Source organism: Salmonella sp. A7, assembly GCF_020181675.1.
Lineage (GTDB): Bacteria > Pseudomonadota > Gammaproteobacteria > Enterobacterales > Enterobacteriaceae > Salmonella > Salmonella enterica.
In genome coordinates this window covers 2,891,151-2,915,680 of the sequence record NZ_CP084001.1, presented here as the reverse complement: position 1 = coordinate 2,915,680, position 24,530 = coordinate 2,891,151, and the positions used below count along the sequence as shown (strand labels likewise).

Below are 24,530 nucleotides of genomic sequence, written 5' to 3'. Positions count from 1 at the left end.
AAAATTGGGGGAGGTGCCTATGCTCAATCAAGAACTGGAACTCAGTTTAAACATGGCTTTCGCCAGAGCGCGCGAGCACCGTCATGAGTTTATGACCGTCGAGCATCTGTTGCTGGCGCTGCTCAGCAACCCATCGGCTCGCGAAGCGCTGGAAGCATGCTCCGTGGATCTGGTGGCGCTCCGTCAGGAACTCGAAGCCTTCATTGAACAAACCACACCCGTACTGCCTGCCAGTGAAGAAGAGCGTGATACGCAGCCGACGTTAAGTTTCCAGCGTGTCCTGCAACGTGCCGTCTTCCACGTTCAGTCTTCCGGGCGTAGTGAAGTGACTGGCGCGAATGTGCTGGTGGCTATCTTTAGCGAACAGGAATCACAGGCGGCTTATCTGCTGCGTAAGCATGAAGTGAGCCGTCTGGATATCGTGAACTTTATTTCTCACGGGACGCGAAAAGACGAACCGAGCCAATCTTCCGATCTCGGCAATCAGCCAACTGGCGACGAACAAGCTGGTGGGGAGGAACGTATGGAAAACTTCACGACGAATCTTAACCAACTTGCTCGCGTGGGCGGCATCGATCCGCTGATTGGTCGTGAAAAAGAACTGGAACGCGCGATCCAGGTCTTGTGTCGTCGCCGTAAAAATAACCCGCTGCTGGTGGGGGAATCCGGCGTTGGCAAAACGGCGATTGCCGAAGGGCTGGCCTGGCGTATCGTGCAGGGCGATGTGCCGGAAGTGATGGCCGATTGCACCATTTACTCGCTGGATATCGGTTCGCTGCTGGCGGGCACCAAATACCGCGGCGATTTTGAAAAACGGTTTAAGGCGTTGCTGAAACAGCTTGAGCAGGATACCAACAGCATCCTGTTTATCGATGAAATCCATACCATTATCGGCGCTGGCGCGGCGTCGGGCGGACAGGTGGATGCGGCAAATCTGATTAAACCGCTGCTTTCCAGCGGCAAGATCCGGGTGATCGGCTCAACGACCTATCAGGAGTTCAGCAATATTTTTGAGAAAGACCGCGCATTAGCGCGCCGTTTCCAGAAAATTGATATTACCGAGCCTTCGGTAGAAGAGACGGTGCAAATTATCAACGGCTTGAAACCTAAGTACGAAGCGCACCACGACGTGCGTTATACCGCGAAAGCGGTGCGTGCGGCGGTCGAGCTGGCGGTAAAATATATCAATGACCGCCATCTGCCGGATAAAGCCATTGACGTGATTGACGAAGCGGGCGCGCGGGCGCGTCTGATGCCGGTGAGCAAACGTAAGAAAACGGTCAACGTGGCGGATATTGAGTCCGTAGTGGCGCGAATTGCGCGAATTCCTGAAAAGAGCGTCTCGCAGAGCGATCGCGATACGCTGAAGAACTTGGGCGATCGTCTGAAAATGCTGGTCTTCGGCCAGGATAACGCGATTGAGGCGCTGACCGAAGCTATTAAGATGAGTCGTGCGGGTCTGGGCCATGAGCATAAACCTGTCGGCTCATTCTTGTTCGCCGGGCCAACTGGTGTAGGGAAAACTGAAGTTACGGTACAGCTTTCAAAAGCGTTGGGTATTGAGCTGTTGCGCTTCGATATGTCCGAATATATGGAGCGTCATACGGTGAGCCGTTTGATCGGCGCGCCTCCGGGATACGTCGGTTTCGACCAGGGTGGGCTGCTGACGGATGCGGTGATTAAGCATCCTCATGCGGTGCTGTTGCTGGATGAGATCGAAAAAGCGCACCCGGATGTCTTTAACCTGCTGCTGCAGGTGATGGATAACGGTACGCTGACCGATAACAACGGCCGTAAGGCGGATTTCCGCAACGTGGTGCTGGTGATGACCACCAACGCCGGCGTGCGAGAAACCGAACGTAAATCTATTGGTCTTATTCATCAGGACAACAGTACCGATGCGATGGGCGAGATCAAGAAAGTGTTTACGCCGGAGTTCCGTAACCGTCTCGACAACATTATTTGGTTCGATCATCTGTCTGGCGAGGTGATTCATCAGGTTGTCGATAAGTTTATCGTCGAGTTGCAGGCCCAGTTGGATCAGAAAGGCGTCTCCCTGGAAGTCAGTCAGGAAGCGCGCGACTGGCTGGCGGAAAAGGGCTATGACCGGGCGATGGGCGCACGACCGATGGCGCGTGTGATTCAGGATAACCTGAAAAAACCGCTGGCCAATGAGTTGCTGTTTGGATCGCTGGTTGATGGCGGACAGGTCACCGTCGCGCTGGATAAAGAGAAAAATGCGTTGACGTATGGCTTCCAGAGTGCGCAAAAGCACAAGCCGGAAGCCGCGCATTAATCTTCGTTTCACTGCCGTACAAACCGGGCCTTAGCGCCCGGTTTTTTTACGCCGGCTAATAGTTAGCCTGATGGCGTTGTGCTCGCGGTAGGCGGACAAGGCGCTTGTAAATTGCGTCATCATCCGGTAATCGACGGGGGGGTAATGCGAAAAAAAAAACCGTACATTCGTACGAGCTCTTTCTTAAATATGGCGGTGAGGGGGGGATTGACTCGCTGCGCTCGCCCTTCGGGCAGTCTCCTCGCAGGCTCGTCGTCTGTCCAACTGGCTGCGCCAGTTGTCGAACCCCGGTCGGGTGTTCTCATCCCCCCTGTAGGGTGGCTTTATGTGAAAAAAAAGCCCGTACTTTCGTACGAGCTCTTTCTTGAATATGGCGGTGAGGGGGGGATTCGAACCCCCGATACGTTGCCGTATACACACTTTCCAGGCGTGCTCCTTCAGCCACTCGGACACCTCACCATATTGTATTGCTGCCTGACCACTTGGGGGGCAACGGGGCGCTACTATAGGGAGTTGCGCTAAAACGGTCAAGCAGAATTTACATATTCACTGTCGTTTGCTCATGCAATAGACATAATCCCCGCCCAAACTGGCGCGGGGAGGCAAATTAGCGCTGTGAATCCAACATTTCGTTGTTTTTCACCACATCCTGCGCTTTGCTGTAGCTTTCGATCAGCAGTTGATAGGCCGGGAATACCTGAGTATAAACGTCGGCCCACGCGGCGGCGTCTTCACGGTTCCAGGTGCCTTGCAGCTCAGAGGCGACCGCGGCAGTATCCATCGGTACGACGCCAGCCTGTACGATACGCGCCAGGGTGATCTCCTGCGCCATCTTACTGTAGGTACCGGATGCGTCGATCACGGCAAATACCTTATAACCTTCCGCTACCGCGCTAATGGCCGGGAATGCCATGCACACGCTGGTAATCGTCCCGGCAATGATCAGCGTCTTACGACCCGTCGCTTTTACCGCCTTAACGAAATCTTCGTTATCCCAGGCGTTAATTTCACCTTTGCGCGCAATATACTGCGCATGTGGCGCATTAGCGTGGATCTCCGGGATCAGCGGGCCGTTCGGACCTTGCGGTACGGATGCCGTGGTAATGACCGGCATTTTCGCTAACGTCGCCATCTTCGCCAACGCCGCGGCGCGAGCGCGTAATTCCGGCATTGGCATATCGCCTACGGTCTGGAAAAGACCGCTTTGATGATCGATTAAAAGCATCACGGAATCGTTAACATCAATTACCGGGCGCAAACCATTAAAATTAGCAGGACTTGACATCGTGTTCTCCTTCATGTTTTCAGATTTGGCCAAAACGGCCGGAGTTGAAATCGCGGACTGCTTCTGCGATCTCTTGTTTCGTGTTCATAACAAATGGGCCGTAACCCACAATCGGTTCATTCAGCGGCTCGCCTGATAACAGCAATACGCTGGCGTCGCTGCTGGCCTCAAGGTGCAGCGTTTTCCCTTGCTGGCTCAATACCACCAGTTGCGCTTCGTTGACCGGCGTCGTGCCGTTCACCGTGATATTGCCTTTCAGTACCACCAGCGCGGTGCTCCATCCTTCCGGCTGTGCCAATGTAAGCTGGCGATTGCGTTGCAGGCGCATATCCCAGACATTGAGCGGCGAGAAAGTGTGCGCTGGGCCTTTTGTCTCTTCATAACGCCCTGCGATGACCCGCACGACTCCGGCGTCATCCGGCAACGTAACGGTCGGGATAACATCGTGGGTAATGCTTTGATAACCCGGGGTGGTCATTTTGTCCTTCATGGGAAGGTTAACCCACAACTGCACCATTTCCAGTTCGCCGCCCCGACGGGTAAACGCGTCGGAGTGGAACTCTTCATGCAAAATGCCTGCGCCTGCGGTCATCCACTGAACGTCGCCCGGGCCGATAACGCCGCCGCGACCGGTAGAGTCCCGGTGCTCGACTTCGCCACTATAAACAATCGTCACGGTCTCGAAACCGCGGTGTGGATGCTCTCCAACGCCGCGTTTTTCATTACCCGGCGTAAATGTGTGCGGCCCGGCATAATCCAGCAGCAGGAATGGACTCAACTGCTGCGCATGTGACTGATAAGAAAAGAGTGAACGAACCGGAAATCCATCGCCAACCCAGTGCGGGCGAGGTGCGGTATAGACGCCTGTAATCTGTTTCATGGTGTTCTCCTCAGTGGCGTTGTCTTGATGTGAATAAGCTTATATTCATGACAAAAGGTTCGGTAGTGGCTAAAATGGCTCATACCGTTCCATTAATAGGACAATGTAATGATAAAAACGGATCTCAATGATTTTGCGTGGTTTGTGCATGTGGTCGAAGAGGGTGGGTTTGCCGCGGCGGGGCGTGCGCTTGATGAACCAAAATCAAAACTGAGCCGGCGTATTGCGCAACTGGAGGAACGGCTGGGCGTGCGATTGATTCAGCGAACCACCCGGCAGTTTAACGTTACCGAAGTGGGACAAACATTCTATGAGCACTGTAAAGCGATGCTGGTGGAAGCTCAGGCGGCGCAGGATGCCATTGCCGCATTGCAGGTAGAACCTCGCGGTATCGTGAAGCTGACCTGCCCGGTTACGCTGCTGCATGTACACATCGGCCCAATGCTGGCGAAGTTTATGGCGCGTTATCCTGATGTTTCGCTACAGCTTGAAGCGACCAATCGTCGGGTGGACGTCGTAGGGGAGGGGGTGGATGTGGCGATTCGCGTCAGGCCGCGCCCGTTTGAGGATAGCGATCTGGTGATGCGCGTCCTGGCTGACAGAGGGCATCGCCTGTTTGCCAGCCCGGATCTCATCGCACGGATGGGAATCCCTTCCGCGCCGGCGGAGTTGAGTCATTGGCCAGGGCTAAGTCTTGCATCCGGCAAGCATATCCACCGCTGGGAACTTTACGGCCCGCAGGGCGCGCGTGCGGAAGTCCATTTTACCCCGCGTATGATTACTACAGACATGTTGGCGCTACGCGAGGCGGCGATGGCGGGCGTGGGGCTTGTGCAGTTACCTGTCTTAATGGTGAAAGAACAACTGGCCGCCGGTGAACTGGTCGCGGTGCTGGAAGAGTGGGAGCCCCGGCGGGAGGTTATTCATGCTGTGTTCCCATCCCGGCGAGGATTATTACCTTCCGTACGCGCGTTGGTCGATTTTTTGACGGAAGAGTATGCGCGGATGGTGGAAGAGTAACCTGCTCGTCATTCATCGACTTAATGGACGCAAAAAAGGCCGGTTAAACCGACCTTTTATCCAGCCGCCCTTCAGGGCGTGAGGAGACAATTAGCGACTACGGAAGACAATGCGGCCTTTGCTCAGGTCGTACGGGGTCAGCTCAACGGTCACTTTGTCGCCCGTCAGGATGCGGATGTAGTTCTTACGCATTTTACCGGAGATGTGTGCAGTAACCACGTGACCGTTTTCTAACTCTACGCGGAACATGGTATTAGGTAACGTTTCGAGAACGGTACCTTGCATTTCAATATTGTCTTCTTTGGCCATCTAATCCTCTGGGGTATCACTACCATAATTTGAACCGGCAAGATAATGCCGAACTTCTTTTGATAAGTAAAGATTTGTGCGTTTAAAACACAGCAAACCAGGTTTAGCACATGATTCCGCGACACACGACAACGCCGCGTTATACACCTTTTCCCTGATACTACCGCCTGATGTATCGACATAAGCGCAACATATAAGGGAACGGTGAAATAAACGATGGGCGTTACCTGACAACGGGCTGCGGGATAATATGCTAAACCAATTCTGCGGCAGCAATTATAACACCCCAATAAAAAATGTGCCGAAAACATTCACTTCCGGGGCAAAAATAATGTCCGCGGCACCCAAAAACGGGAGGCCAGCGGTTGTTGGCGTAAGGCTGCGAGGTGATCGAGGTAGTCACGACGTGGAATTTCAATGGCGCCGAGCGAGGCGGTATGACTATTAATTACCTGACAATCAATAAGTTTACCGCCGTGACGGGTAAATTCAGCGCAAAAAACCAGCAGTGCGGTTTTAGAGGCATTCTCCTGGCGGCTAAACATCGATTCGCCGCAAAACAGCGCCCCCTGCGAGACGCCATACATCCCGCCGACCAGTTCCTGATCACGCCACACTTCAATGGAGTGCGCGTGGCCCAATTCATGTAATCGGCGATAGGCTTCCTCAATACCACGCGTTATCCAGGTGCCTTCGTCACGGTGATTGGCGCATCCATCAATGACCCGATCGAAAGCGTAATTGAGCGTCACGCGGTAAGGGGATGCGTTGTGAAAGCGCTTCATGCTGCGACTGAGGTGAAACTTTTCAGGCCACAGCACGGCGCGCGGATCGGGCGACCACCACAGAATCGGGTCGCCCGGCGAAAACCACGGGAAAATCCCGTGCTGGTAGGCCATTAACAACCGGGCAGGGCTGAGATCGCCGCCCAGCGCCAGTAAACCGTTAGGCTCGCGTAAAGCGCCTTCCGGCGAAGGGAAGGCGATAGAATGTCGGGAAAGCTGAACCAGACGCATGACGGCGAAACTCCAGTACGCAAGTCGGATCGTTCAATAATAGCTTACAGACGTTGTTTAAACTGATAATAGCGCCCTTGTCCGGCTAACAATTCTGCATGAGTGCCTCGCTCAATGATGCGCCCGTCGTCCATTACGATGATTTGATCAAAACGGGCCAGGCCGTGCAAACGGTGAGTCACCATCAGGACGGTTTTCTCGCGCATCACATCGGCAAGTAATTCCAGCATTTCGCTCTCGGTGGTCGCATCCAGCCCCTCAGTGGGCTCATCCAACAGCATTAACGGGGCATCGTGCAACAGCGCGCGGGCGATGGCCAGGCGACGAAGTTCGCCGCCGGACAGCAGACGACCGCCTTCGCCAAGCCAGCTATTAAGCCCACTATCTTCGAGCAGATTTTCGAGGCCGACGCGACGCAGCATGTCGGAAAGGGCTTCGTCGCTGGCATTGGGCGCCGCCAGTAATAAATTATCACGCAGTGTGGCGCTGAACAGGTGGACACGCTGCGGCACCACGCTGATAGTCTGGCGTAAGGCGGATTCGCTCAGCGAGGATAGCGGAAGATCGTTGAGCAGAATTTCGCCTTGTTGCGGGTCCCAGGCGCGGGTGAGTAGCTGCAACAGCGTTGATTTTCCGCAGCCGGTACGCCCCAGAATAGCGACATGCTCGCCAGGATTAGCCTGTAATGAGAGGGAATTGAGCGCATTAATCGGCTGGTCGGGATAACGAAACGAAACGTCCCGCAGGGTGAGTGTGACCTTTTCCGGCGCGGGAGTTTCTGCCTGTGGAAAGGTCACCTCCGGTTTTTGCTCCGTTAATTCAGTGATACGAAGCGCAGAGGCGATAACCTGCCCCAGATGCTGGAATGCGCCGGTAACGGGCGCAAGCGCCTCGAAAGCCGCCAGCGCGCAGAAGACAAACAGCGCGATGAGCGCGCCGGGCTGCGTATTGCCGCCAACGCCGCCGGAGGCCATCCACAACATTAACATCACCGCCAGCGCGCCAATCAGCAGCATTAACGCCTGCGATAAGGCGGTCAGTTCAGACTGTCGGCGTTGGGCCTCATGCCATTGTAATTCGGTGGCTTCCATTTGCGCCCGATAGCGTTTGCTGGCGCCAAAAATGGTGAGTTCCGCCTGGCCCTGTAACCATGACGTGAGCTGTTGGCGATACTGACCTCGTAGATGCGTCAGATTTTGGCCGGTATTTTTGCCGGCGCGATAAAACACCGGCGGCATAATAAACAGCGTCAACAGCATAATGCCGCCCAGCGTGATCGCCAGCGTCACGTCGAGAACGCTAAGCCCCAGGGTGACAATCATAATCACTACAAAAGCGCCGACCAGCGGGGAGATGACGCGCAAATAGAGATGGTCCAGCGTGTCGACGTCGGCAACGATGCGGTTCAGCAGTTCACCTTGCTGATAACGCGCCAGACCCGCGGGGGAGAGCGGTAAAAGTTTGCTGAAGGTATAAATACGCAGATGTTGCAGCACGCGGAACGTGGCGTCATGACTTACCAGACGTTCAAAATAACGACCAGCGGTACGGGTAATGGCCGCGCCGCGCACGCCGGCTGCCGGGAGCATATAGTTAAAACTGTAAATTCCCGCGAAGCCTGCGATAGCGGACGCGGACAGGAACCAGCCGGAAAGCGTCAGCAGCCCGATACTGGCAAGCAGGGTCAGGATTGCCAGCGCAATTCCCAGCGTTAGCATCCATTTGTGGCGTTTATAAAGCGTCAGATAAGGGAGTAGCGCGCGCATTTAAATATCCTCCTGACGGTGAGCCAATAACGTCGCAAAAGCGCCGTTGGCAGCGCTGAGTTCGGCATAACTGCCTTGTTCGACAATCGCGCCATCTTGCATAACCCAGATAGCGTCCCAGTCGGCGAGATCTTCCAACTGATGCGTCACCATTAATGTGGTCTGGCGTTTTGACGCCGCTTTTAACGCCTGCATGACGCGTTGCTCGCTGTGAGCGTCCAGGCTTGCCGCCGGTTCATCCAGCAGTAGCAGTTGACAGGGATTAAGTAGCGCACGGGCGACCGCTACACGCTGTGCCTGGCCGACGGAAAGTCTGCTGGCATGATTGCCGAGCGGGGTGTCTACTCCCTGCGGCAGCAGCGGTAAAAACTCGCTTACCCATGCGGCGTCAAGCGCGGCATAAAGTTCCTGCTCGCTGGCGTCCGGGCGCGCCAGTAATACATTTTCGCGTAGCGTCGCTGCAGGTAATTGCGGGTTTTGTCCGACCCAGGAGAGATGCTGGCGCCAGGATTCCGGCGAGAGATCGCGAAGCTCGACACCGTTAATACGCAAAGATCCCTGATAGGAGAGAAAACCGGATAATACATTCAACAGAGAGCTTTTACCGGAACCGCTGCGTCCTACCAGGACGGCGCGTTCTCCTGCCGCTAATGAGAAATTCAGCGGCCCGGCAAGCGTTTTGCCTTCTGGCGAGGTGATAATAAGATTGACTGCGTCAATGGTTACAGGTTCGTTTTCCGCCAGCTCAACTTCGCCGCGCGCCGGGTGGGCGAGGGGTGTTTCCAGAAATGTCTTCAGACTATCCGCCGCGCCAACCGCCTGCGCCTTAGCATGATAAAACGTGCCGAGGTCGCGTAACGGCTGGAAAAACTCCGGCGCGAGGATCAAAGCGAGGAACCCGGCGGCGAGCGTCACACCAGTACCGTAATGACCAAAGTTCAGCTCGCCCAGGTAAGAGAAGCCAAAATAAACGGCGACCAGCGCAATAGAAAGCGAGGTGAAAAACTCCAGCACGCCGGAAGATAAAAAGGCGAGGCGCAGTACTTCCATCGTGCGTTGACGAAAATCCTGCGATGCTGCGCGAATGTTCTCGGTTTCCGCTTCTCCACGACCGAAAATTCGCAGCGTTTCCATCCCGCGCAGACGGTCAAGAAAATGGCCGCTTAGCCGGGCAAGCGCCAGGAAATTGCGGCGGTTGGCGTCAGCCGCGCCCATCCCCACCATTGCCATAAATAGGGGAATGAGCGGGGCGGTGCCCAGCAGAATCAGCGCCGCCGCCCAGTTTGACGGGAAAATCGCCGCCACGATTAAGAGCGGTACGCAAACGGCAAGCGCCATTTGCGGCAGATAGCGCGCATAATAGTCATGCATATCGTCAATCTGTTCCAACACCAGCGTCGCCCAGCTACCGGCGGGCTTGCCCTGAATCCAGGCTGGGCCGGCTTGCTGCAGACGATCCAACACCTGACGGCGGATCTCAAAGCGAATATGTTGTCCGGCATGAAAACCGACACGCTCGCGCAACCACACCACCCAGGCGCGAAGGACAAAGACCAGTATCAGCAGGATAAAAGGGAGCAACAGCGCTTCCCGTGGAATGTTCTCCATGATCATATGTTGCAGGATACGCGCCATGATCCAGGCCTGAGCGACAATTAATACGCCACTCATGAACCCCAACAGGCGGGAAATATTCAACCACCGTTGGGAGATTACGCTTTGCTGTTTTAACCAGCGGGTCAGCTCTTTTTGACGGGTTTTATTCATTGCACGCTTAGCAGGTGAGTTATTAGAATTTCAGGCAGGGGCAATGTTACAACGACGCAAAAATAAAGGCGACTTATAGTCGCCTTTTTTACTTTTGTTACTGATTTGTAAAAACTATTTGCTCGCGTCGGCCAGACCATCGAGATAGCGTTCAGCATCCAGCGCCGCCATACAGCCCGTACCTGCAGAGGTGATCGCCTGACGGTAAATATGATCCATAACGTCACCCGCCGCGAATACGCCAGGGATGCTGGTTTGTGTGGCGTTGCCATGGGTGCCGGACTGAACTTTGATATAACCATTTTCCAGCTCAAGCTGGCCTTCGAAGAGCGCCGTGTTTGGGCTATGACCGATGGCTACGAAAAGTCCGGCGATATCCAGCGTCTCGATATTATCGCTCTGCTGCGTGTCGCGAAGACGCAGACCGGTGACGCCCATCTGATCGCCGGTCACTTCTTCCAGCGTCCGGTTGGTGTGCAGAATGATATTGCCATTTTCAACTTTATCCATCAGGCGCTTAATGAGGATTTTTTCAGCGCGGAAACCGTCACGGCGATGGATAAGGTGCACTTCCGAAGCGATGTTGGACAGATAAAGCGCTTCTTCAACTGCGGTGTTGCCGCCGCCGATCACCGCCACTTTCTGGTTGCGGTAGAAGAAACCGTCGCAGGTTGCGCAGGCGGAAACGCCGCGCCCTTTAAAGGCTTCTTCCGATGGCAGCCCCAGATAGCGCGCGGAAGCGCCGGTCGCAATGATCAACGCATCGCAAGTGTACTCTGCGCTGTCACCTGTCAGACGGAACGGACGATTTTGCAGATCCACTTTGTTGATGTGATCAAAAATTATCTCGGTTTCAAATTTTGCCGCATGTTCATGCATGCGTTCCATCAGCAGCGGGCCGGTCAAATCGTTTGGATCGCCGGGCCAGTTTTCCACTTCCGTCGTGGTAGTCAGTTGACCGCCTTTTTCCATACCGGTAATAAGTGCTGGCTGTAAATTTGCGCGCGCGGCATACACCGCCGCGGTATATCCCGCCGGTCCTGAGCCCAGAATAAGCAGCTTACTGTGTTTGGTCGTGCCCATGAGATCCCCATAGTTGTTGGCAGACAATGAGCAGAATTGTAGGGAATTTACAGACGTAAAAAAAGAGCATAACGATTTTGTTAACAATATGTGTAATAGCATGAACCGATGAACGACCGGGACAGCGACGTTATCATCACAAATTTTACTTGAAATCGGTAACTTATAAGGTGACGAAATGACAGTTTACCGCCCTCTCTAATGAATAACTGGCATGTTGTACTAAAAATCGATGTTTTGCTTTGACAATCACCTGCTGTTTTGCGAAAACATTCGAGGAAGAAAAAAACTGTGTTATGTATGTGCTGCATAATCATGCATGTAAATACCATGTTTACCGGGCTAGTGAAATCTACGCATGGCGTGGACAGACGCCATTCGTGATGTCGATAGCTGCCGCGAGGCAACGGTCTTCTCACCATAGACCAGGCATTGCGCGCCGTTAATCCCTCTGGGTTTCGGTCTATTGTGATGGGCAGCGACTCTGAACAGTGATGTGAGTAGAGTCAGGCAGGAGTAGGGAAGGAATACAGAGAGACAATAATAATGGTAGATAGCAAGAAGCGCCCTGGCAAAGATCTCGACCGTATCGATCGTAACATTCTTAATGAACTGCAAAAGGATGGGCGTATTTCCAACGTCGAGCTTTCTAAACGAGTAGGGCTTTCGCCGACACCTTGCCTTGAGCGTGTGCGTCGGCTGGAGCGACAGGGGTTTATCCAGGGCTATACGGCGCTGTTGAACCCGCATTATCTGGATGCGTCACTTCTGGTATTCGTTGAGATTACCTTAAATCGCGGCGCGCCGGATGTGTTTGAACAGTTTAATGCCGCCGTGCAAAAGCTTGAAGAGATTCAGGAGTGTCATTTGGTTTCCGGCGATTTCGACTACCTGTTGAAAACCCGTGTACCGGATATGTCAGCGTATCGAAAACTATTGGGAGAGACGTTGCTGCGCTTGCCAGGTGTGAACGACACCCGAACTTACGTAGTGATGGAAGAGGTAAAACAGAGTAATCGTCTGGTTATTAAGACACGCTAACACGGAACAGGTGCAAAATCGCCGTAGTTTGATTACACTCCTGTTAATCCATACAGCAACAGTGCCGGGGTAACCCGGTGCTGTTGTCCGTTTTAGCATCGGGCGGGAAAAGCCTGGAACCTGGAGAGCCTTTTTTGAGCCAGGAATATACTGAAGACAAAGACGTCACATTGACGAAGTTAAGCAGCGGGCGCCGACTTCTGGAAGCGTTGTTGATACTTATTGCCCTTTTTGCCGTCTGGCTGATGGCGGCCTTGTTGAGCTTTAACCCTTCGGACCCCAGTTGGTCGCAAACCGCCTGGCATGAACCCATCCATAATTTAGGCGGCGCGCCGGGCGCGTGGCTGGCCGATACACTGTTCTTTATTTTTGGCGTAATGGCCTACACCATCCCTGTCATTATTGTCGGCGGGTGTTGGTTTGCGTGGCGTCATCAGTCTACGGATGATTACATCGACTATTTTGCTGTGTCGCTACGCCTTATCGGCGTGCTGGCGCTGATTCTCACTTCCTGCGGTCTGGCGGCCATTAATGCCGACGATATCTGGTATTTCGCCTCCGGCGGCGTAATTGGCAGCCTGTTAAGCACCACGCTGCAGCCGTTGTTGCATAGTAGCGGCGGAACGATAATGCTTCTCTGTATTTGGGCTGCCGGGCTGACGCTCTTTACCGGTTGGTCCTGGGTTAGTATCGCCGAAAAATTAGGCGGCTGGTTGCTTAATATACTGACCTTCGCCAGCAACCGTACCCGGCGTGATGATACGTGGGTTGACGACGAAGAGTATGATGACGAATACGATGAAGAAACCGACGGCGTGCAGCGTGAATCTCGCCGGGCGCGTATTTTGCGCGGCGCGTTGGCGCGTCGTAAGCGACTGGCTGAAAAATTCAGCAATCCACGGGGCCGTCAGACCGATGCCGCGCTCTTTTCCGGCAAACGGATGGATGATGACGAGGACATTCAGTATAGCGCGCGCGGCGTCGCTGCCGATCCCGACGACGTTCTGTTTTCGGGCAACCGTGCGACGCAGCCGGAATATGATGAATATGATCCGCTGTTAAACGGCCATTCTGTCACCGAACCGGTTGCCGCCGCTGCGGCCGCAACTGCCGTCACCCAGACGTGGGCAGCGTCCGCCGATCCCATAATGCAAACGCCGCCCATGCCGGGGGCTGAGCCGGTTGTCGCGCAACCGACCGTGGAGTGGCAGCCCGTACCGGGGCCGCAAACCGGCGAGCCGGTTATCGCGCCTGCGCCGGAGGGGTATCAGCCGCATCCGCAATATGCTCAACCGCAGGAGGCGCAAAGTGCGCCGTGGCAGCAACCTGTGCCTGTCGCTTCCGCGCCGCAATACGCCGCGACGCCAGCGACCGCAGCAGAGTATGACTCTCTTGCGCCGCAGGAAACACAGCCGCAATGGCAGGCGCCGGATGCCGAACAACACTGGCAGCCGGAGCCGACCCATCAGCCGACGCCGGTTTATCAGCCGGAGCCGATAGCGGCTGAACCTTCCCACATGCCGCCGGTTATCGAACAGCCGGTTGCCACCGAGCCTGAACCTGTCATAGAAGAGACCAGACCCGCCCGTCCTCCGCTTTACTATTTTGAAGAGGTGGAAGAGAAACGCGCCCGTGAGCGCGAACAACTGGCGGCATGGTATCAACCGATTCCGGAGCCGGTAAAAGAGAACGTGCCGGTCAAACCTACGGTATCTGTCGCGCCATCCATACCGCCAGTGGAAGCGGTAGCCGCCGCCGCGTCGCTTGACGCAGGTATTAAGAGTGGCGCTCTGGCAGCAGGCACCGCGGCCGCTGCGCCTGCATTTGGTCTGGCTACCGGCGGCGCGCCGCGTCCGCAGGTGAAAGAGGGGATTGGTCCGCAACTGCCGCGTCCGAACCGCGTTCGCGTGCCGACCCGACGGGAACTGGCGTCGTACGGTATTAAGCTGCCGTCACAGAGGATTGCAGAAGAAAAAGCCCGCGAGGCGGAGCGCAATCAGTACGAGACGGGCGCGCAGCTAACCGATGAAGAAATAGATGCAATGCATCAGGACGAGTTAGCCCGTCAGTTTGCGCAGTCGCAGCAGCATCGTTATGGTGAGACGTATCAGCATGATACTCAACAGGCAGAAGATGACGATACCGCTGCGGAAGCTGAATTAGCCCGCCAGTTTGCCGCTTCGCAACAGCAGCGATATTCCGGCGAGCAACCCGCTGGCGCGCAGCCGTTCTCACTGGACGATCTGGATTTCTCGCCAATGAAAGTATTGGTTGATGAAGGTCCGCACGAACCGCTGTTCACGCCGAGTGTCATGCCCGAATCAACGCCTGTTCAGCAGCCGGTAGCACCGCAGCCGCAGTATCAACAGCCGCAACAGCCGGTAGCGCCGCAGCCGCAGTATCAACAGCCGCAACAGCCGGTAGCGCCGCAGCCACAGTACCAGCAGCCGCAGCAGCCGATAGCACCGCAACCGCAGTATCAGCAGCCGCAACAGCCGGTAGCGCCGCAGCCACAGTATCAGCAGCCGCAGCAGCCGGTAGCGCCGCAGCCACAGTATCAGCAGCCGCAGCAACCGACAGCGCCGCAGCCGCAGTATCAGCAGCCGCAACAGCCGGTAGCGCCGCAACCGCAGTATCAGCAGCCGCAACAGCCGACAGCGCCGCAAGACAGCCTGATTCACCCGCTGTTGATGCGTAACGGCGACAGTCGTCCATTACAGCGTCCGACGACGCCGCTGCCTTCGTTAGATCTTCTGACGCCGCCGCCGAGCGAAGTTGAACCGGTAGATACCTTTGCGCTGGAGCAAATGGCGCGTCTGGTTGAAGCGCGTCTGGCGGATTTCCGCATTAAAGCTGATGTGGTGAACTATTCGCCAGGCCCGGTCATTACTCGCTTTGAACTGAATCTGGCCCCGGGCGTTAAAGCGGCGCGTATCTCCAACCTTTCCCGGGATCTGGCGCGCTCATTGTCAACGGTAGCCGTACGCGTTGTGGAGGTCATTCCAGGCAAACCTTACGTAGGGTTGGAATTGCCGAACAAGAAACGGCAAACCGTTTATCTGCGCGAAGTGTTGGATAACGCCAAATTCCGCGAGAATCCGTCGCCGCTTACCGTGGTGTTAGGTAAGGATATCGCGGGCGATCCGGTAGTGGCGGATCTGGCGAAAATGCCTCACCTGCTGGTGGCCGGTACGACCGGTTCCGGTAAGTCGGTCGGAGTTAACGCCATGATCCTCAGTATGCTGTATAAAGCGCAGCCGGAAGACGTTCGCTTTATCATGATCGACCCGAAAATGTTAGAACTCTCGGTCTATGAGGGTATACCGCATCTGCTGACAGAAGTTGTTACCGACATGAAAGACGCGGCTAACGCGTTACGCTGGAGCGTCAATGAGATGGAGCGTCGCTATAAGCTGATGTCCGCGCTCGGCGTGCGTAATCTGGCTGGGTATAACGAGAAAATCGCCGAAGCGGCCCGCATGGGACGCCCGATTCCGGACCCGTACTGGAAGCCGGGCGACAGTATGGATGTTCAGCATCCGGTTCTGGAAAAACTGCCGTATATCGTGGTACTGGTTGATGAATTTGCCGACCTGATGATGACCGTCGGTAAAAAAGTTGAAGAGCTGATCGCGCGTCTGGCGCAGAAAGCGCGCGCCGCGGGGATTCACCTGGTACTGGCGACGCAGCGTCCGTCGGTCGATGTGATTACTGGTTTAATTAAAGCCAACATACCAACCCGTATCGCTTTTACCGTATCCAGTAAGATCGACTCCCGCACCATTCTTGATCAGGGTGGCGCTGAGTCGCTATTGGGAATGGGGGACATGCTCTATTCCGGACCAAACTCCACCATGCCGGTACGTGTCCATGGGGCGTTTGTGCGTGACCAGGAAGTCCATGCGGTGGTGCAGGACTGGAAAGCGCGCGGTCGTCCGCAATATGTGGATGGCATTACCTCCGACAGCGAAAGCGAAGGTGGCGGTGGCGGTTTTGACGGCGGCGAAGAATTAGATGCGCTATTCGATCAGGCCGTTAATTTCGTCACCCAGAAGCGTAAAGCGTCCATTTCCGGCGTTCAGCGTCAGTTCCGCATCGGCTATAACCGTGCGGCGCGTATTATCGAACAGATGGAAGCGCAGGGTATTGTCAGCGCTCAGGGGCATAACGGTAATCGTGAAGTGCTGGCTCCGCCGCCTTTTGAGTAAACCTGTAAGCCGGATGGCGCTGTGCAGGCTGCCATCCGGCAACAAAATTCAGTATTTTCTTCTTTCCTCATGCTGATTTTTGGCCTGGAATAGAAAGCAAAAGGAGCTCCTGGTCGGGAGTGTCGAAACCTGAGGAATAATGATGAAAAAAATGGCAATCGCCTGTGCATTACTTTCAAGCGTTGTAGCCAGCAGCGTATGGGCTGACGCCGCCAGCTCTCTGAAAAGCCGTCTGGATAAAGTGAGCAGCTTTCATGCCACCTTTACTCAAAAAGTCACCGATGGCAGCGGTGCCGCGGTGCAGGAGGGACAGGGTGATTTATGGGTTAAGCGGCCAAATCTATTCAACTGGCATATGACGCAACCTGACGAGAGTATTCTGGTTTCTGACGGCAAAACGTTATGGTTCTATAACCCGTTTGTAGAACAGGCTACCGCCACGTGGTTGAAAGATGCCACCGGAAATACACCGTTTATGCTGATTGCCCGCAACCAGGCCAGCGACTGGCAGCAGTATAATATTAAGCAGGATGGCGATAATTTTGTGCTGACGCCGAAAGCCAGCAACGGCAATCTGAAACAGTTCACCATCAATGTGGGACGCGACGGGACTATCCACCAGTTTAGCGCCGTAGAACAAGACGATCAGCGTAGCGCCTATCAGCTAAAATCCCAGCAAAACGGCGCTGTTGATCCGTCAAAATTTACGTTTACTCCGCCGCAAGGGGTAACGATAGACGACCAACGTAAGTAGAGGCGATGAGTGAGCAATCTGTCGCTCGATTTTTCTGATAATACGTTTCAACCGCTGGCCGCGCGAATGCGGCCGGAAAATTTAGCGCAGTATATCGGCCAGCAGCATTTGCTGGCCGCAGGTAAGCCGTTGCCTCGCGCTATTGAGGCCGGGCATCTGCACTCCATGATTTTATGGGGGCCGCCAGGGACGGGGAAAACCACGCTCGCTGAAGTGATCGCCCGCTACGCCAGCGCCGATGTCGAGCGTATTTCCGCCGTCACTTCTGGGGTAAAAGAGATTCGCGAAGCTATCGAGCGCGCCCGCCAGAATCGTAATGCCGGTCGCCGTACCATCCTGTTTGTTGATGAAGTGCATCGCTTTAACAAAAGCCAGCAGGACGCCTTTTTACCGCATATCGAAGATGGCACTATCACCTTTATCGGCGCGACCACGGAAAATCCCTCTTTTGAGCTGAACTCGGCGCTCTTGTCGCGAGCGCGGGTCTATTTGCTGAAATCGTTGACCACTGACGATATTGAGCAAGTACTGGACCAGGCGATGCAGGACAAAACGCGTGGTTACGGCGATCAGGATATCGTGTTACCGGATGAGACACGGCGAGCGATTGCTGAGCTGGTCAATGGCGACGCGCGGCGCGCCTTAAATACGCTGGAAATGATGGCCGATATGGCGGAGGCGGATGATAGCGGCAAACGCGTTTTATTGCCCTCCTTGTTGACCGAGATCGCCGGCGAGCGCAGCGCGCGTTTTGATAACAAAGGCGATCGCTTCTACGATCTTATTTCCGCCTTACATAAATCAGTGCGCGGCAGCGCGCCGGATGCCGCCCTCTATTGGTATGCCCGTATCATTACCGCGGGAGGCGATCCGCTGTACGTGGCGCGTCGCTGCCTGGCGATTGCCTCGGAAGATGTGGGTAATGCCGATCCGCGCGCGATGCAGGTCGCTATTGCCGCGTGGGATTGTTTCACCCGCGTTGGTCCGGCTGAAGGCGAAAGGGCGATCGCGCAGGCTATCGTTTATCTCGCCTGCGCGCCGAAGAGCAACGCCGTCTATACCGCCTTTAAGGCTGCGCTGGCCGACGCGCGCGAACGTCCTGATTATGACGTTCCTGTCCATCTGCGTAATGCGCCAACCAAACTGATGAAAGAGATGGGTTATGGCCAGGAGTACCGCTATGCCCACGATGAGCCCAATGCCTATGCTGCGGGTGAAGTGTACTTCCCGCCGGAAATCGCGCAAACGCGCTATTATCATCCGACAAATCGTGGTCTGGAAGGCAAGATTGGCGAAAAGCTCGCCTGGCTGGCTGAACAGGATCAAAATAGCCCCACAAAACGCTACCGCTAGTGTAAACGTTGCGGTAAGGTTATCTCTAAATATGATGCTCCAGGTATCATGGCGTTGATGATGAATCTCGTTATGCCTGATAGCACGTTGCTTATGAGGTCCGCAGGTATAGCGCAATGGATGCGTTGTTGCTGTCGTCGGTCAGGTAAGGCGAAAACGTCGCTATTACGTAAACGCGGTTTACGTTCATCAATACAATCAGAGGCGATCATCAATTGATCGCGTTTCCTTTTATTATTCGATAAGCACAGGATAAGCATGCTCGATCCCAATCTGCTGCGTAATGAGCCAGACGCAGTCGCTGAAAAACTGGCACGCCGGGGCTTTAAGCTGGATGTAGATAAGCTGCGCGCTCTTGAAGAGCGTCGTAAAGTTTTGCAGGTCAACACGGAAAACCTGCAGGCGGAGCGTAATTCTCGATCGAAATCCATCGGCCAGGCGAAAGCGCGCGGGGAAGATATCGAGCCTTTACGCCTGGAAGTGAATAAACTGGGCGAAGAGCTGGATGCGGCGAAAGCCGAGCTGGATACCTTGCTGGCGGAGATCCGCAATATCGCGCTGACCATCCCAAACCTGCCTGCGGATGAAGTGCCGGTAGGTAAAGATGAAAACGACAACGTTGAAGTCAGCCGCTGGGGTACCCCGCGTGAGTTTGATTTTGAAATCCGCGATCACGTCACCTTAGGGGAAATGCACTCCGGCCTCGACTTTGCCGCCGCGGTTAAGCTGACCGGCTCCCGTTTTGTAGTGATGAAAGGACAGATTGCGCGTATGCATCGCGCATTGTCGCAGTTCATGTTGGATCTGCATACGGAACAGCACGGCTATAGCGAAAACTACGTGCCGTATCTGGTTAACCACGACACGCTGTATGGCACCGGTCAACTGCCGAAATTCGCAGGCGATTTGTTCCATACCCGTCCGCTGGAAGAAGAAGCAGACAGCAGCAACTATGCTTTGATCCCGACGGCGGAGGTTCCGCTGACCAATCTGGTACGCGATGAAATCATCGACGAAGATCAGCTGCCAATTAAAATGACGGCGCATACGCCTTGTTTCCGTTCTGAAGCAGGTTCTTATGGTCGTGATACCCGTGGCCTGATTCGTATGCATCAGTTTGACAAAGTGGAAATGGTGCAGATCGTTCGCCCGGAAGATTCTATGGCTGCGTTGGAAGAGATGACCGGTCACGCGGAAAAAGTGCTCCAGCTACTGGGACTGCCGTACCGTAAAATTATTCTGTGCACTGGTGATATGGGCTTCGGCGCCTGCAAAACCTATGACCTCGAAGTCTGGGTTCCGGCGCAGAATACCTACCGCGAGATCTCTTCCTGCTCTAACGTCTGGGACTTCCAGGCGCGTCGTATGCAGGCACGCTGTCGCAGCAAGTCCGACAAAAAGACCCGTCTGGTCCATACCCTGAATGGTTCTGGTCTGGCGGTAGGTCGTACCCTGGTGGCCGTGATGGAAAACTATCAGCAGGCTGATGGTCGCATTGAAGTGCCGGAAGTATTACGTCCGTACATGAACGGACTGGAATATATCGGCTAATCCTCGCTTTCTCTTCTTCTAAAAAGCGCCTTCGGGCGCTTTTTTTATGCCAGTTTGATACCGGACAATAATCCCTACCCTATTAGGGGTAATACTGATTTCGAATGAAGGTCAGTTTTTAACGCTATTTTTCTATTTTTCGGTATATATCAGACTTTATAGCGACGTTATCGCTATATAAAATTCTATACATCGTTTTATTGTTTTTTTTATTGTGAGCAGCAGAGTGAGCCCTTATGAAAACTAAGATCCCTGATGCCGTGCTGGCAGCCGAGGTGAGCCGTCGTGGTTTAGTCAAAACCACCGCGATAGGCGGCCTGGCGATGGCCAGTAGCGCATTTACCCTGCCATTTACCCGCATCGCTAACGCCGCAGAGGCGATAAGCCCGGCGAAAACCGGCGAGAAAGTCGTCTGGAGCGCCTGTACGGTAAACTGTGGCAGCCGTTGTCCGCTACGTATGCATGTTGTGGATGGCGAAATCAAATATGTAGAAACGGATAATACCGGAAACGATGATTACGATGGCCTGCACCAGGTTCGCGCCTGCCTGCGCGGTCGTTCTATGCGTCGTCGCGTCTATAACCCGGATCGGCTCAAGTATCCGATGAAGCGCGTCGGCGCGCGCGGCGAAGGTAAATTTGAGCGTATTAGCTGGGACGAAGCCTACGATATCATTGCTACCAATATGCAGCGTCTTATCAAAGAGTATGGCAACGAGTCCATTTATCTGAACTATGGCACGGGTACGCTGGGCGGCACTTTGACACGTTCATGGCCGCCAGGAAAAACGCTGGTCGCCCGTCTGATGAACTGCTGCGGCGGTTATCTTAATCACTACGGTGATTACTCTTCCGCGCAAATCGCAGCGGGTCTGAATTACACCTATGGCGGCTGGGCGGATGGCAATAGTCCATCCGACATTGAAAACAGTAAGCTGGTGGTGTTGTTTGGTAATAACCCTGGCGAAACCCGCATGAGCGGGGGCGGTGTAACGTATTATCTTGAACAGGCGCGGCAGAAATCAAACGCGCGGATGATCATTATCGATCCTCGTTACACCGACACCGGCGCCGGTCGCGAAGATGAGTGGATTCCGATTCGTCCAGGTACCGATGCGGCGCTGGTCAATGGTCTGGCATATGTCTTAATCACCGAGAACATGGTCGATCAGCCGTTCCTGGATAAATATTGCGTCGGTTATGACGAAAAAACCTTGCCTGCCAGCGCGCCGAAAAACGGTCACTACAAAGCCTATATTCTGGGCCAGGGTAAAGACGGTATTGCGAAGACGCCGGAGTGGGCGGCGCAAATTACCGGTATTCCGGCGGATCGCATTATTAAGCTGGCGCGAGAAATCGGCAGCGCTAAACCCGCCTATATTTGCCAGGGGTGGGGACCACAGCGTCATGCTAATGGAGAAATCGCCACGCGCGCCATCTCGATGCTGGCGATCCTGACGGGTAATGTTGGGATTAACGGCGGTAACAGCGGCGCGCGCGAAGGGTCTTATGCCCTGCCATTTGAACGTATGCCCACGTTAGAAAACCCGGTTGAAACCAGCATCTCCATGTTTATGTGGACCGATGCCATTGAACGCGGCCCGGAAATGACGGCGCTGCGTGATGGCGTGCGGGGGAAAGATAAGCTGGACGTGCCGATCAAAATGATCTGGAACTATGCTGGCAACTGTTTGATTAACCAGCACTCTGAGATTAACCGCACCCACGAAATCCTGCAGGATGACAAGAAATGCGAAATGATCGTCGTTATCGACTGTCATATGACATCGTCGGCAAAATACGCCGATATTCTGTTGCCTGATTGCACTGCTTCTGAGCAGATGGACTTTGCGCTGGATGCCTCCTGCGGGAACATGTCTTACGTTATCTTCACTGACCAGGCGATTAAACCGCGCTTCGAGTGTAAGACGATTTATGAGATGACCAGCGAACTGGCGAAACGTCTTGGCGTGGAACAACAGTTTACCGAAGGACGGACGCAAGAAGAGTGGATGCGTCATCTGTACGAACAGTCGCGTAAATCCATTCCGAATCTGCCCACCTTTGAGGAGTTCCGTAAGCAAGGCATCTTCAAACAGCGTGACCCCGAAGGCCACCATGTCGCCTATAAAGACTTCCGCGAAGATCCGCAAGCGAATCCACTTACAACGCCATCGGGCAAGATTGAAATCTATTCACAGGCGTTGGCGGATATCGCCGCCACCTGGGAGTTGCCGGAAGGTGACGTGATCGATCCATTACCGATCTATACGCCAGGTTTTGAAAACTATAACGATCCGCTAACGGATAAATTCCCGCTGCAGTTGACGGGTTTCCACTATAAAGCGCGTGTGCATTCCACTTATGGCAACGTAGACGTACTGAAAGCCGCCTGTCGCCAGGAAATGTGGATTAACCCAATGGATGCGCAGAAACGCGGTATCAACAATGGCGATAAAGTCCGCATCTTCAACGATCGCGGCGAAGTACATATCGAGGCTAAAGTGACGCCGCGCATGATGCCGGGCGTGGTCGCCCTGGGAGAAGGCGCATGGTACGACCCGGATGCAAAACGCGTGGATCAGGGCGGATGTATTAACGTACTGACGACCCAACGTCCTTCTCCGCTGGCGAAGGGGAACCCGTCACATACGAACCTCGTTCAGGTTGAAAAGGCGTAAGGAGTAACCGATGACAACCCAGTATGGATTTTTTATTGATTCCAGCCGTTGCACCGGTTGCAAAACCTGCGAACTGGCCTGCAAGGACTACAAAGATTTGACCCCGGATGTCAGCTTCCGCCGCATTTATGAGTATGCAGGCGGTGACTGGCAGGAAGATAACGGCGTCTGGCACCAGAACGTCTTTGCCTATTATCTCTCTATTTCATGCAACCACTGCGAAGACCCGGCCTGTACCAAAGTCTGCCCGAGCGGCGCGATGCACAAGCGCGATGACGGTTTTGTGGTGGTGAACGAAGAGGTCTGTATCGGTTGCCGCTACTGCCACATGGCCTGCCCGTACGGCGCGCCGCAATACAACGCGGCCAAAGGTCATATGACCAAGTGCGACGGCTGTTATGACCGGGTGGCGGAAGGCAAGAAACCGATCTGCGTCGAATCCTGTCCGCTGCGGGCGCTGGATTTCGGCCCGATAGACGAACTGCGCAAAAAACACGGTGAGCTGGCTGCCGTCGCGCCGTTGCCGCGCGCGCATTTCACGAAGCCGAATATTGTGATTAAACCCAACGCCAACAGCCGCCCGACCGGGGACACCACCGGTTATCTGGCCAATCCGAAGGAGGTATAAGATGGGAAGTGGATGGCATGAATGGCCGTTGATGATCTTCACGGTCTTTGGTCAGTGCGTGGCCGGTGGTTTTATTGTTCTGGCTCTGGCGCTGATGAAGGGCGACCTGCGCGCGGAAACGCAGCAGCGGGTGATCGCCTGTATGTTTGGTCTGTGGGTGCTGATGGGGATTGGCTTTATCGCCTCGATGCTGCATCTGGGCTCGCCGATGCGCGCGTTTAACTCGCTTAACCGCGTAGGTGCTTCCGCACTGAGCAATGAAATTGCCAGCGGCTCGGTGTTTTTTGCGGTCGGCGGGATTGGCTGGCTGCTGGCGGTACTGAAAAAGCTGCCGCCGGCACTGCGCACACTCTGGCTGATTATCACGATGGTACTGGGCGTCGTCTTCGTCTGGATGATGGTACGCGTCTATAACAGCATCGATACAGTACCGACCTGGTATAGCGTCTGGACGCCGCTGGGCTTCTTCCTGACGCTCTTTATGGGGGGGCCGCTACTGGGTTATCTGCTGCTGCGCATCGCGGGCGTGAACGGTTGGGCGATGCGTCTGTTGCCTGCGGTGTCGGTGCTGGCGCTGGTGGTTATTGCCATTATGGTGGCCATGCAGGGCGCGGAACTGGCGACGATTCACAGTTCCATTCAGCAGGCGTCTGCTCTGGTGCCGGATTATGGCTCGCTGATGGCTTGGCGTATGGTGCTGCTTGCGGCGGCGTTGTGCTGCTGGATTGTGCCACAGTTAAAAGGGTATCAACCTGCGGTACCGTTGCTCTCTGTCGCCTTCATTCTGATGCTGGCGGGGGAATTGATTGGCCGCGGCGTATTCTATGGGCTGCATATGACCGTGGGCATGGCGGTAGCCAGCTAACGCGTTGACGCGTATTCGGCCTGCAGA

At 54.8% G+C, this 24,530-nt stretch carries 17 protein-coding genes and 1 tRNA gene; 10 read left to right on the top strand and 8 right to left on the bottom strand.

Annotated features, from left to right (window positions below):
• Positions 1 to 19: 19 nt before the first annotated feature.
• Positions 20 to 2,296: an ATP-dependent Clp protease ATP-binding subunit ClpA gene (clpA, locus tag LCS67_RS14310; protein WP_000934064.1), complete on the top strand. Its 2,277-nt coding sequence runs from the start codon at positions 20 to 22 to the stop codon at positions 2,294 to 2,296.
• 371 nt (positions 2,297 to 2,667) lie between these two features.
• On the opposite strand, the gene LCS67_RS14305 is transcribed toward clpA, so the two are convergent.
• The 3 genes from LCS67_RS14305 to LCS67_RS14295 form a co-directional block, all read right to left on the bottom strand.
• Positions 2,668 to 2,755: transfer RNA gene (locus tag LCS67_RS14305), tRNA-Ser, on the bottom strand.
• Between the two features lie 148 nt (positions 2,756 to 2,903).
• Positions 2,904 to 3,581 carry a hydrolase gene (locus LCS67_RS14300; RefSeq protein WP_000097893.1) on the bottom strand — a complete coding sequence of 226 codons (678 nt, stop codon included), beginning with the start codon at positions 3,579 to 3,581 and terminating at the stop codon, positions 2,904 to 2,906.
• 19 nt (positions 3,582 to 3,600) lie between these two features.
• Complete coding sequence (locus tag LCS67_RS14295; protein WP_000809969.1) at positions 3,601 to 4,461, bottom strand: pirin family protein; 861 nt, start codon at positions 4,459 to 4,461, stop codon at positions 3,601 to 3,603.
• A gap of 108 nt (positions 4,462 to 4,569) precedes the next feature.
• Between LCS67_RS14295 and LCS67_RS14290 the strand changes: the two genes are divergently transcribed.
• Complete coding sequence (locus tag LCS67_RS14290; RefSeq protein WP_000597928.1) at positions 4,570 to 5,481, top strand: LysR family transcriptional regulator; 912 nt, start codon at positions 4,570 to 4,572, stop codon at positions 5,479 to 5,481.
• 90 nt (positions 5,482 to 5,571) lie between these two features.
• Here LCS67_RS14290 and infA read toward each other — a convergent pair whose 3' ends face one another.
• The 5 genes from infA to trxB all read right to left on the bottom strand — a co-directional run bounded on the left by infA (position 5,572) and on the right by trxB (position 11,422).
• The gene (gene infA / locus LCS67_RS14285; protein WP_001040187.1) at positions 5,572 to 5,790 is read right to left on the bottom strand and encodes a translation initiation factor IF-1; all 219 of its coding nucleotides are present in this window, start codon (positions 5,788 to 5,790) and stop codon (positions 5,572 to 5,574) included.
• 311 nt (positions 5,791 to 6,101) lie between these two features.
• Positions 6,102 to 6,806, bottom strand: coding sequence for a leucyl/phenylalanyl-tRNA--protein transferase (gene aat / locus LCS67_RS14275; protein WP_001241643.1), 705 nt, complete (start codon positions 6,804 to 6,806; stop codon positions 6,102 to 6,104).
• 44 nt (positions 6,807 to 6,850) lie between these two features.
• Positions 6,851 to 8,572 carry a heme ABC transporter ATP-binding protein/permease CydC gene (gene cydC, locus LCS67_RS14270; protein ID WP_100521879.1) on the bottom strand — a complete coding sequence of 574 codons (1,722 nt, stop codon included), beginning with the start codon at positions 8,570 to 8,572 and terminating at the stop codon, positions 6,851 to 6,853.
• A complete protein-coding gene (cydD, locus tag LCS67_RS14265) occupies positions 8,573 to 10,339 on the bottom strand; it encodes a heme ABC transporter permease/ATP-binding protein CydD (protein ID WP_001044531.1) in 1,767 nt (588 codons plus the stop codon).
• A gap of 114 nt (positions 10,340 to 10,453) precedes the next feature.
• Positions 10,454 to 11,422 carry a thioredoxin-disulfide reductase gene (gene trxB, locus LCS67_RS14260; protein WP_000537393.1) on the bottom strand — a complete coding sequence of 323 codons (969 nt, stop codon included), beginning with the start codon at positions 11,420 to 11,422 and terminating at the stop codon, positions 10,454 to 10,456.
• A 546-nt stretch (positions 11,423 to 11,968) separates the two neighbouring features.
• Between trxB and lrp the strand changes: the two genes are divergently transcribed.
• The 8 genes from lrp (at position 11,969) to LCS67_RS14220 (ending at position 24,503) form a co-directional block, all read left to right on the top strand.
• Positions 11,969 to 12,463 (top strand): leucine-responsive transcriptional regulator Lrp, encoded by a 495-nt coding sequence (lrp, locus tag LCS67_RS14255; RefSeq protein WP_000228469.1) that lies wholly within the window; start codon positions 11,969 to 11,971, stop codon positions 12,461 to 12,463.
• Between the two features lie 134 nt (positions 12,464 to 12,597).
• Positions 12,598 to 16,671, top strand: a complete 4,074-nt coding sequence (gene ftsK / locus LCS67_RS14250) for a DNA translocase FtsK (RefSeq protein ID WP_023212493.1) — start codon at positions 12,598 to 12,600, stop codon at positions 16,669 to 16,671.
• 142 nt (positions 16,672 to 16,813) lie between these two features.
• On the top strand, positions 16,814 to 17,425 hold the full coding sequence (gene lolA / locus LCS67_RS14245; protein WP_001519746.1) for an outer membrane lipoprotein chaperone LolA: 612 nt from the start codon (positions 16,814 to 16,816) through the stop codon (positions 17,423 to 17,425).
• A gap of 9 nt (positions 17,426 to 17,434) precedes the next feature.
• On the top strand, positions 17,435 to 18,778 hold the full coding sequence (gene rarA / locus LCS67_RS14240) for a replication-associated recombination protein RarA (protein WP_000067786.1): 1,344 nt from the start codon (positions 17,435 to 17,437) through the stop codon (positions 18,776 to 18,778).
• A gap of 258 nt (positions 18,779 to 19,036) precedes the next feature.
• On the top strand, positions 19,037 to 20,329 hold the full coding sequence (serS, locus tag LCS67_RS14235; protein ID WP_000886699.1) for a serine--tRNA ligase: 1,293 nt from the start codon (positions 19,037 to 19,039) through the stop codon (positions 20,327 to 20,329).
• 236 nt (positions 20,330 to 20,565) lie between these two features.
• On the top strand, positions 20,566 to 23,010 hold the full coding sequence (dmsA, locus tag LCS67_RS14230; protein WP_000850250.1) for a dimethylsulfoxide reductase subunit A: 2,445 nt from the start codon (positions 20,566 to 20,568) through the stop codon (positions 23,008 to 23,010).
• A gap of 10 nt (positions 23,011 to 23,020) precedes the next feature.
• On the top strand, positions 23,021 to 23,638 hold the full coding sequence (gene dmsB, locus LCS67_RS14225) for a dimethylsulfoxide reductase iron-sulfur subunit DmsB (RefSeq protein ID WP_000213069.1): 618 nt from the start codon (positions 23,021 to 23,023) through the stop codon (positions 23,636 to 23,638).
• Between the two features lies 1 nt (position 23,639).
• Positions 23,640 to 24,503: a dimethyl sulfoxide reductase anchor subunit family protein gene (locus tag LCS67_RS14220; RefSeq protein ID WP_000534681.1), complete on the top strand. Its 864-nt coding sequence runs from the start codon at positions 23,640 to 23,642 to the stop codon at positions 24,501 to 24,503.
• Positions 24,504 to 24,530: the final 27 nt, after the last annotated feature.

Bases quoted from the DNA above. Each gene is read 5' to 3' on its own strand.
- cydC (WP_100521879.1), bottom strand. From the start codon at position 8,572: ATGCGCGCGCTACTCCCTTATCTGACGCTTTATAAACGCCACAAATGG.
- dmsB (WP_000213069.1), top strand. From the start codon at position 23,021: ATGACAACCCAGTATGGATTTTTTATTGATTCCAGCCGTTGCACCGGT.
- clpA (WP_000934064.1), top strand. From the start codon at position 20: ATGCTCAATCAAGAACTGGAACTCAGTTTAAACATGGCTTTCGCCAGA.
- LCS67_RS14300 (WP_000097893.1), bottom strand. From the start codon at position 3,581: ATGTCAAGTCCTGCTAATTTTAATGGTTTGCGCCCGGTAATTGATGTT.
- serS (WP_000886699.1), top strand. From the start codon at position 19,037: ATGCTCGATCCCAATCTGCTGCGTAATGAGCCAGACGCAGTCGCTGAA.
- trxB (WP_000537393.1), bottom strand. From the start codon at position 11,422: ATGGGCACGACCAAACACAGTAAGCTGCTTATTCTGGGCTCAGGACCG.
- lrp (WP_000228469.1), top strand. From the start codon at position 11,969: ATGGTAGATAGCAAGAAGCGCCCTGGCAAAGATCTCGACCGTATCGAT.
- dmsA (WP_000850250.1), top strand. From the start codon at position 20,566: ATGAAAACTAAGATCCCTGATGCCGTGCTGGCAGCCGAGGTGAGCCGT.
- infA (WP_001040187.1), bottom strand. From the start codon at position 5,790: ATGGCCAAAGAAGACAATATTGAAATGCAAGGTACCGTTCTCGAAACG.
- LCS67_RS14220 (WP_000534681.1), top strand. From the start codon at position 23,640: ATGGGAAGTGGATGGCATGAATGGCCGTTGATGATCTTCACGGTCTTT.
- cydD (WP_001044531.1), bottom strand. From the start codon at position 10,339: ATGAATAAAACCCGTCAAAAAGAGCTGACCCGCTGGTTAAAACAGCAA.
- lolA (WP_001519746.1), top strand. From the start codon at position 16,814: ATGAAAAAAATGGCAATCGCCTGTGCATTACTTTCAAGCGTTGTAGCC.
- LCS67_RS14290 (WP_000597928.1), top strand. From the start codon at position 4,570: ATGATAAAAACGGATCTCAATGATTTTGCGTGGTTTGTGCATGTGGTC.
- aat (WP_001241643.1), bottom strand. From the start codon at position 6,806: ATGCGTCTGGTTCAGCTTTCCCGACATTCTATCGCCTTCCCTTCGCCG.
- LCS67_RS14295 (WP_000809969.1), bottom strand. From the start codon at position 4,461: ATGAAACAGATTACAGGCGTCTATACCGCACCTCGCCCGCACTGGGTT.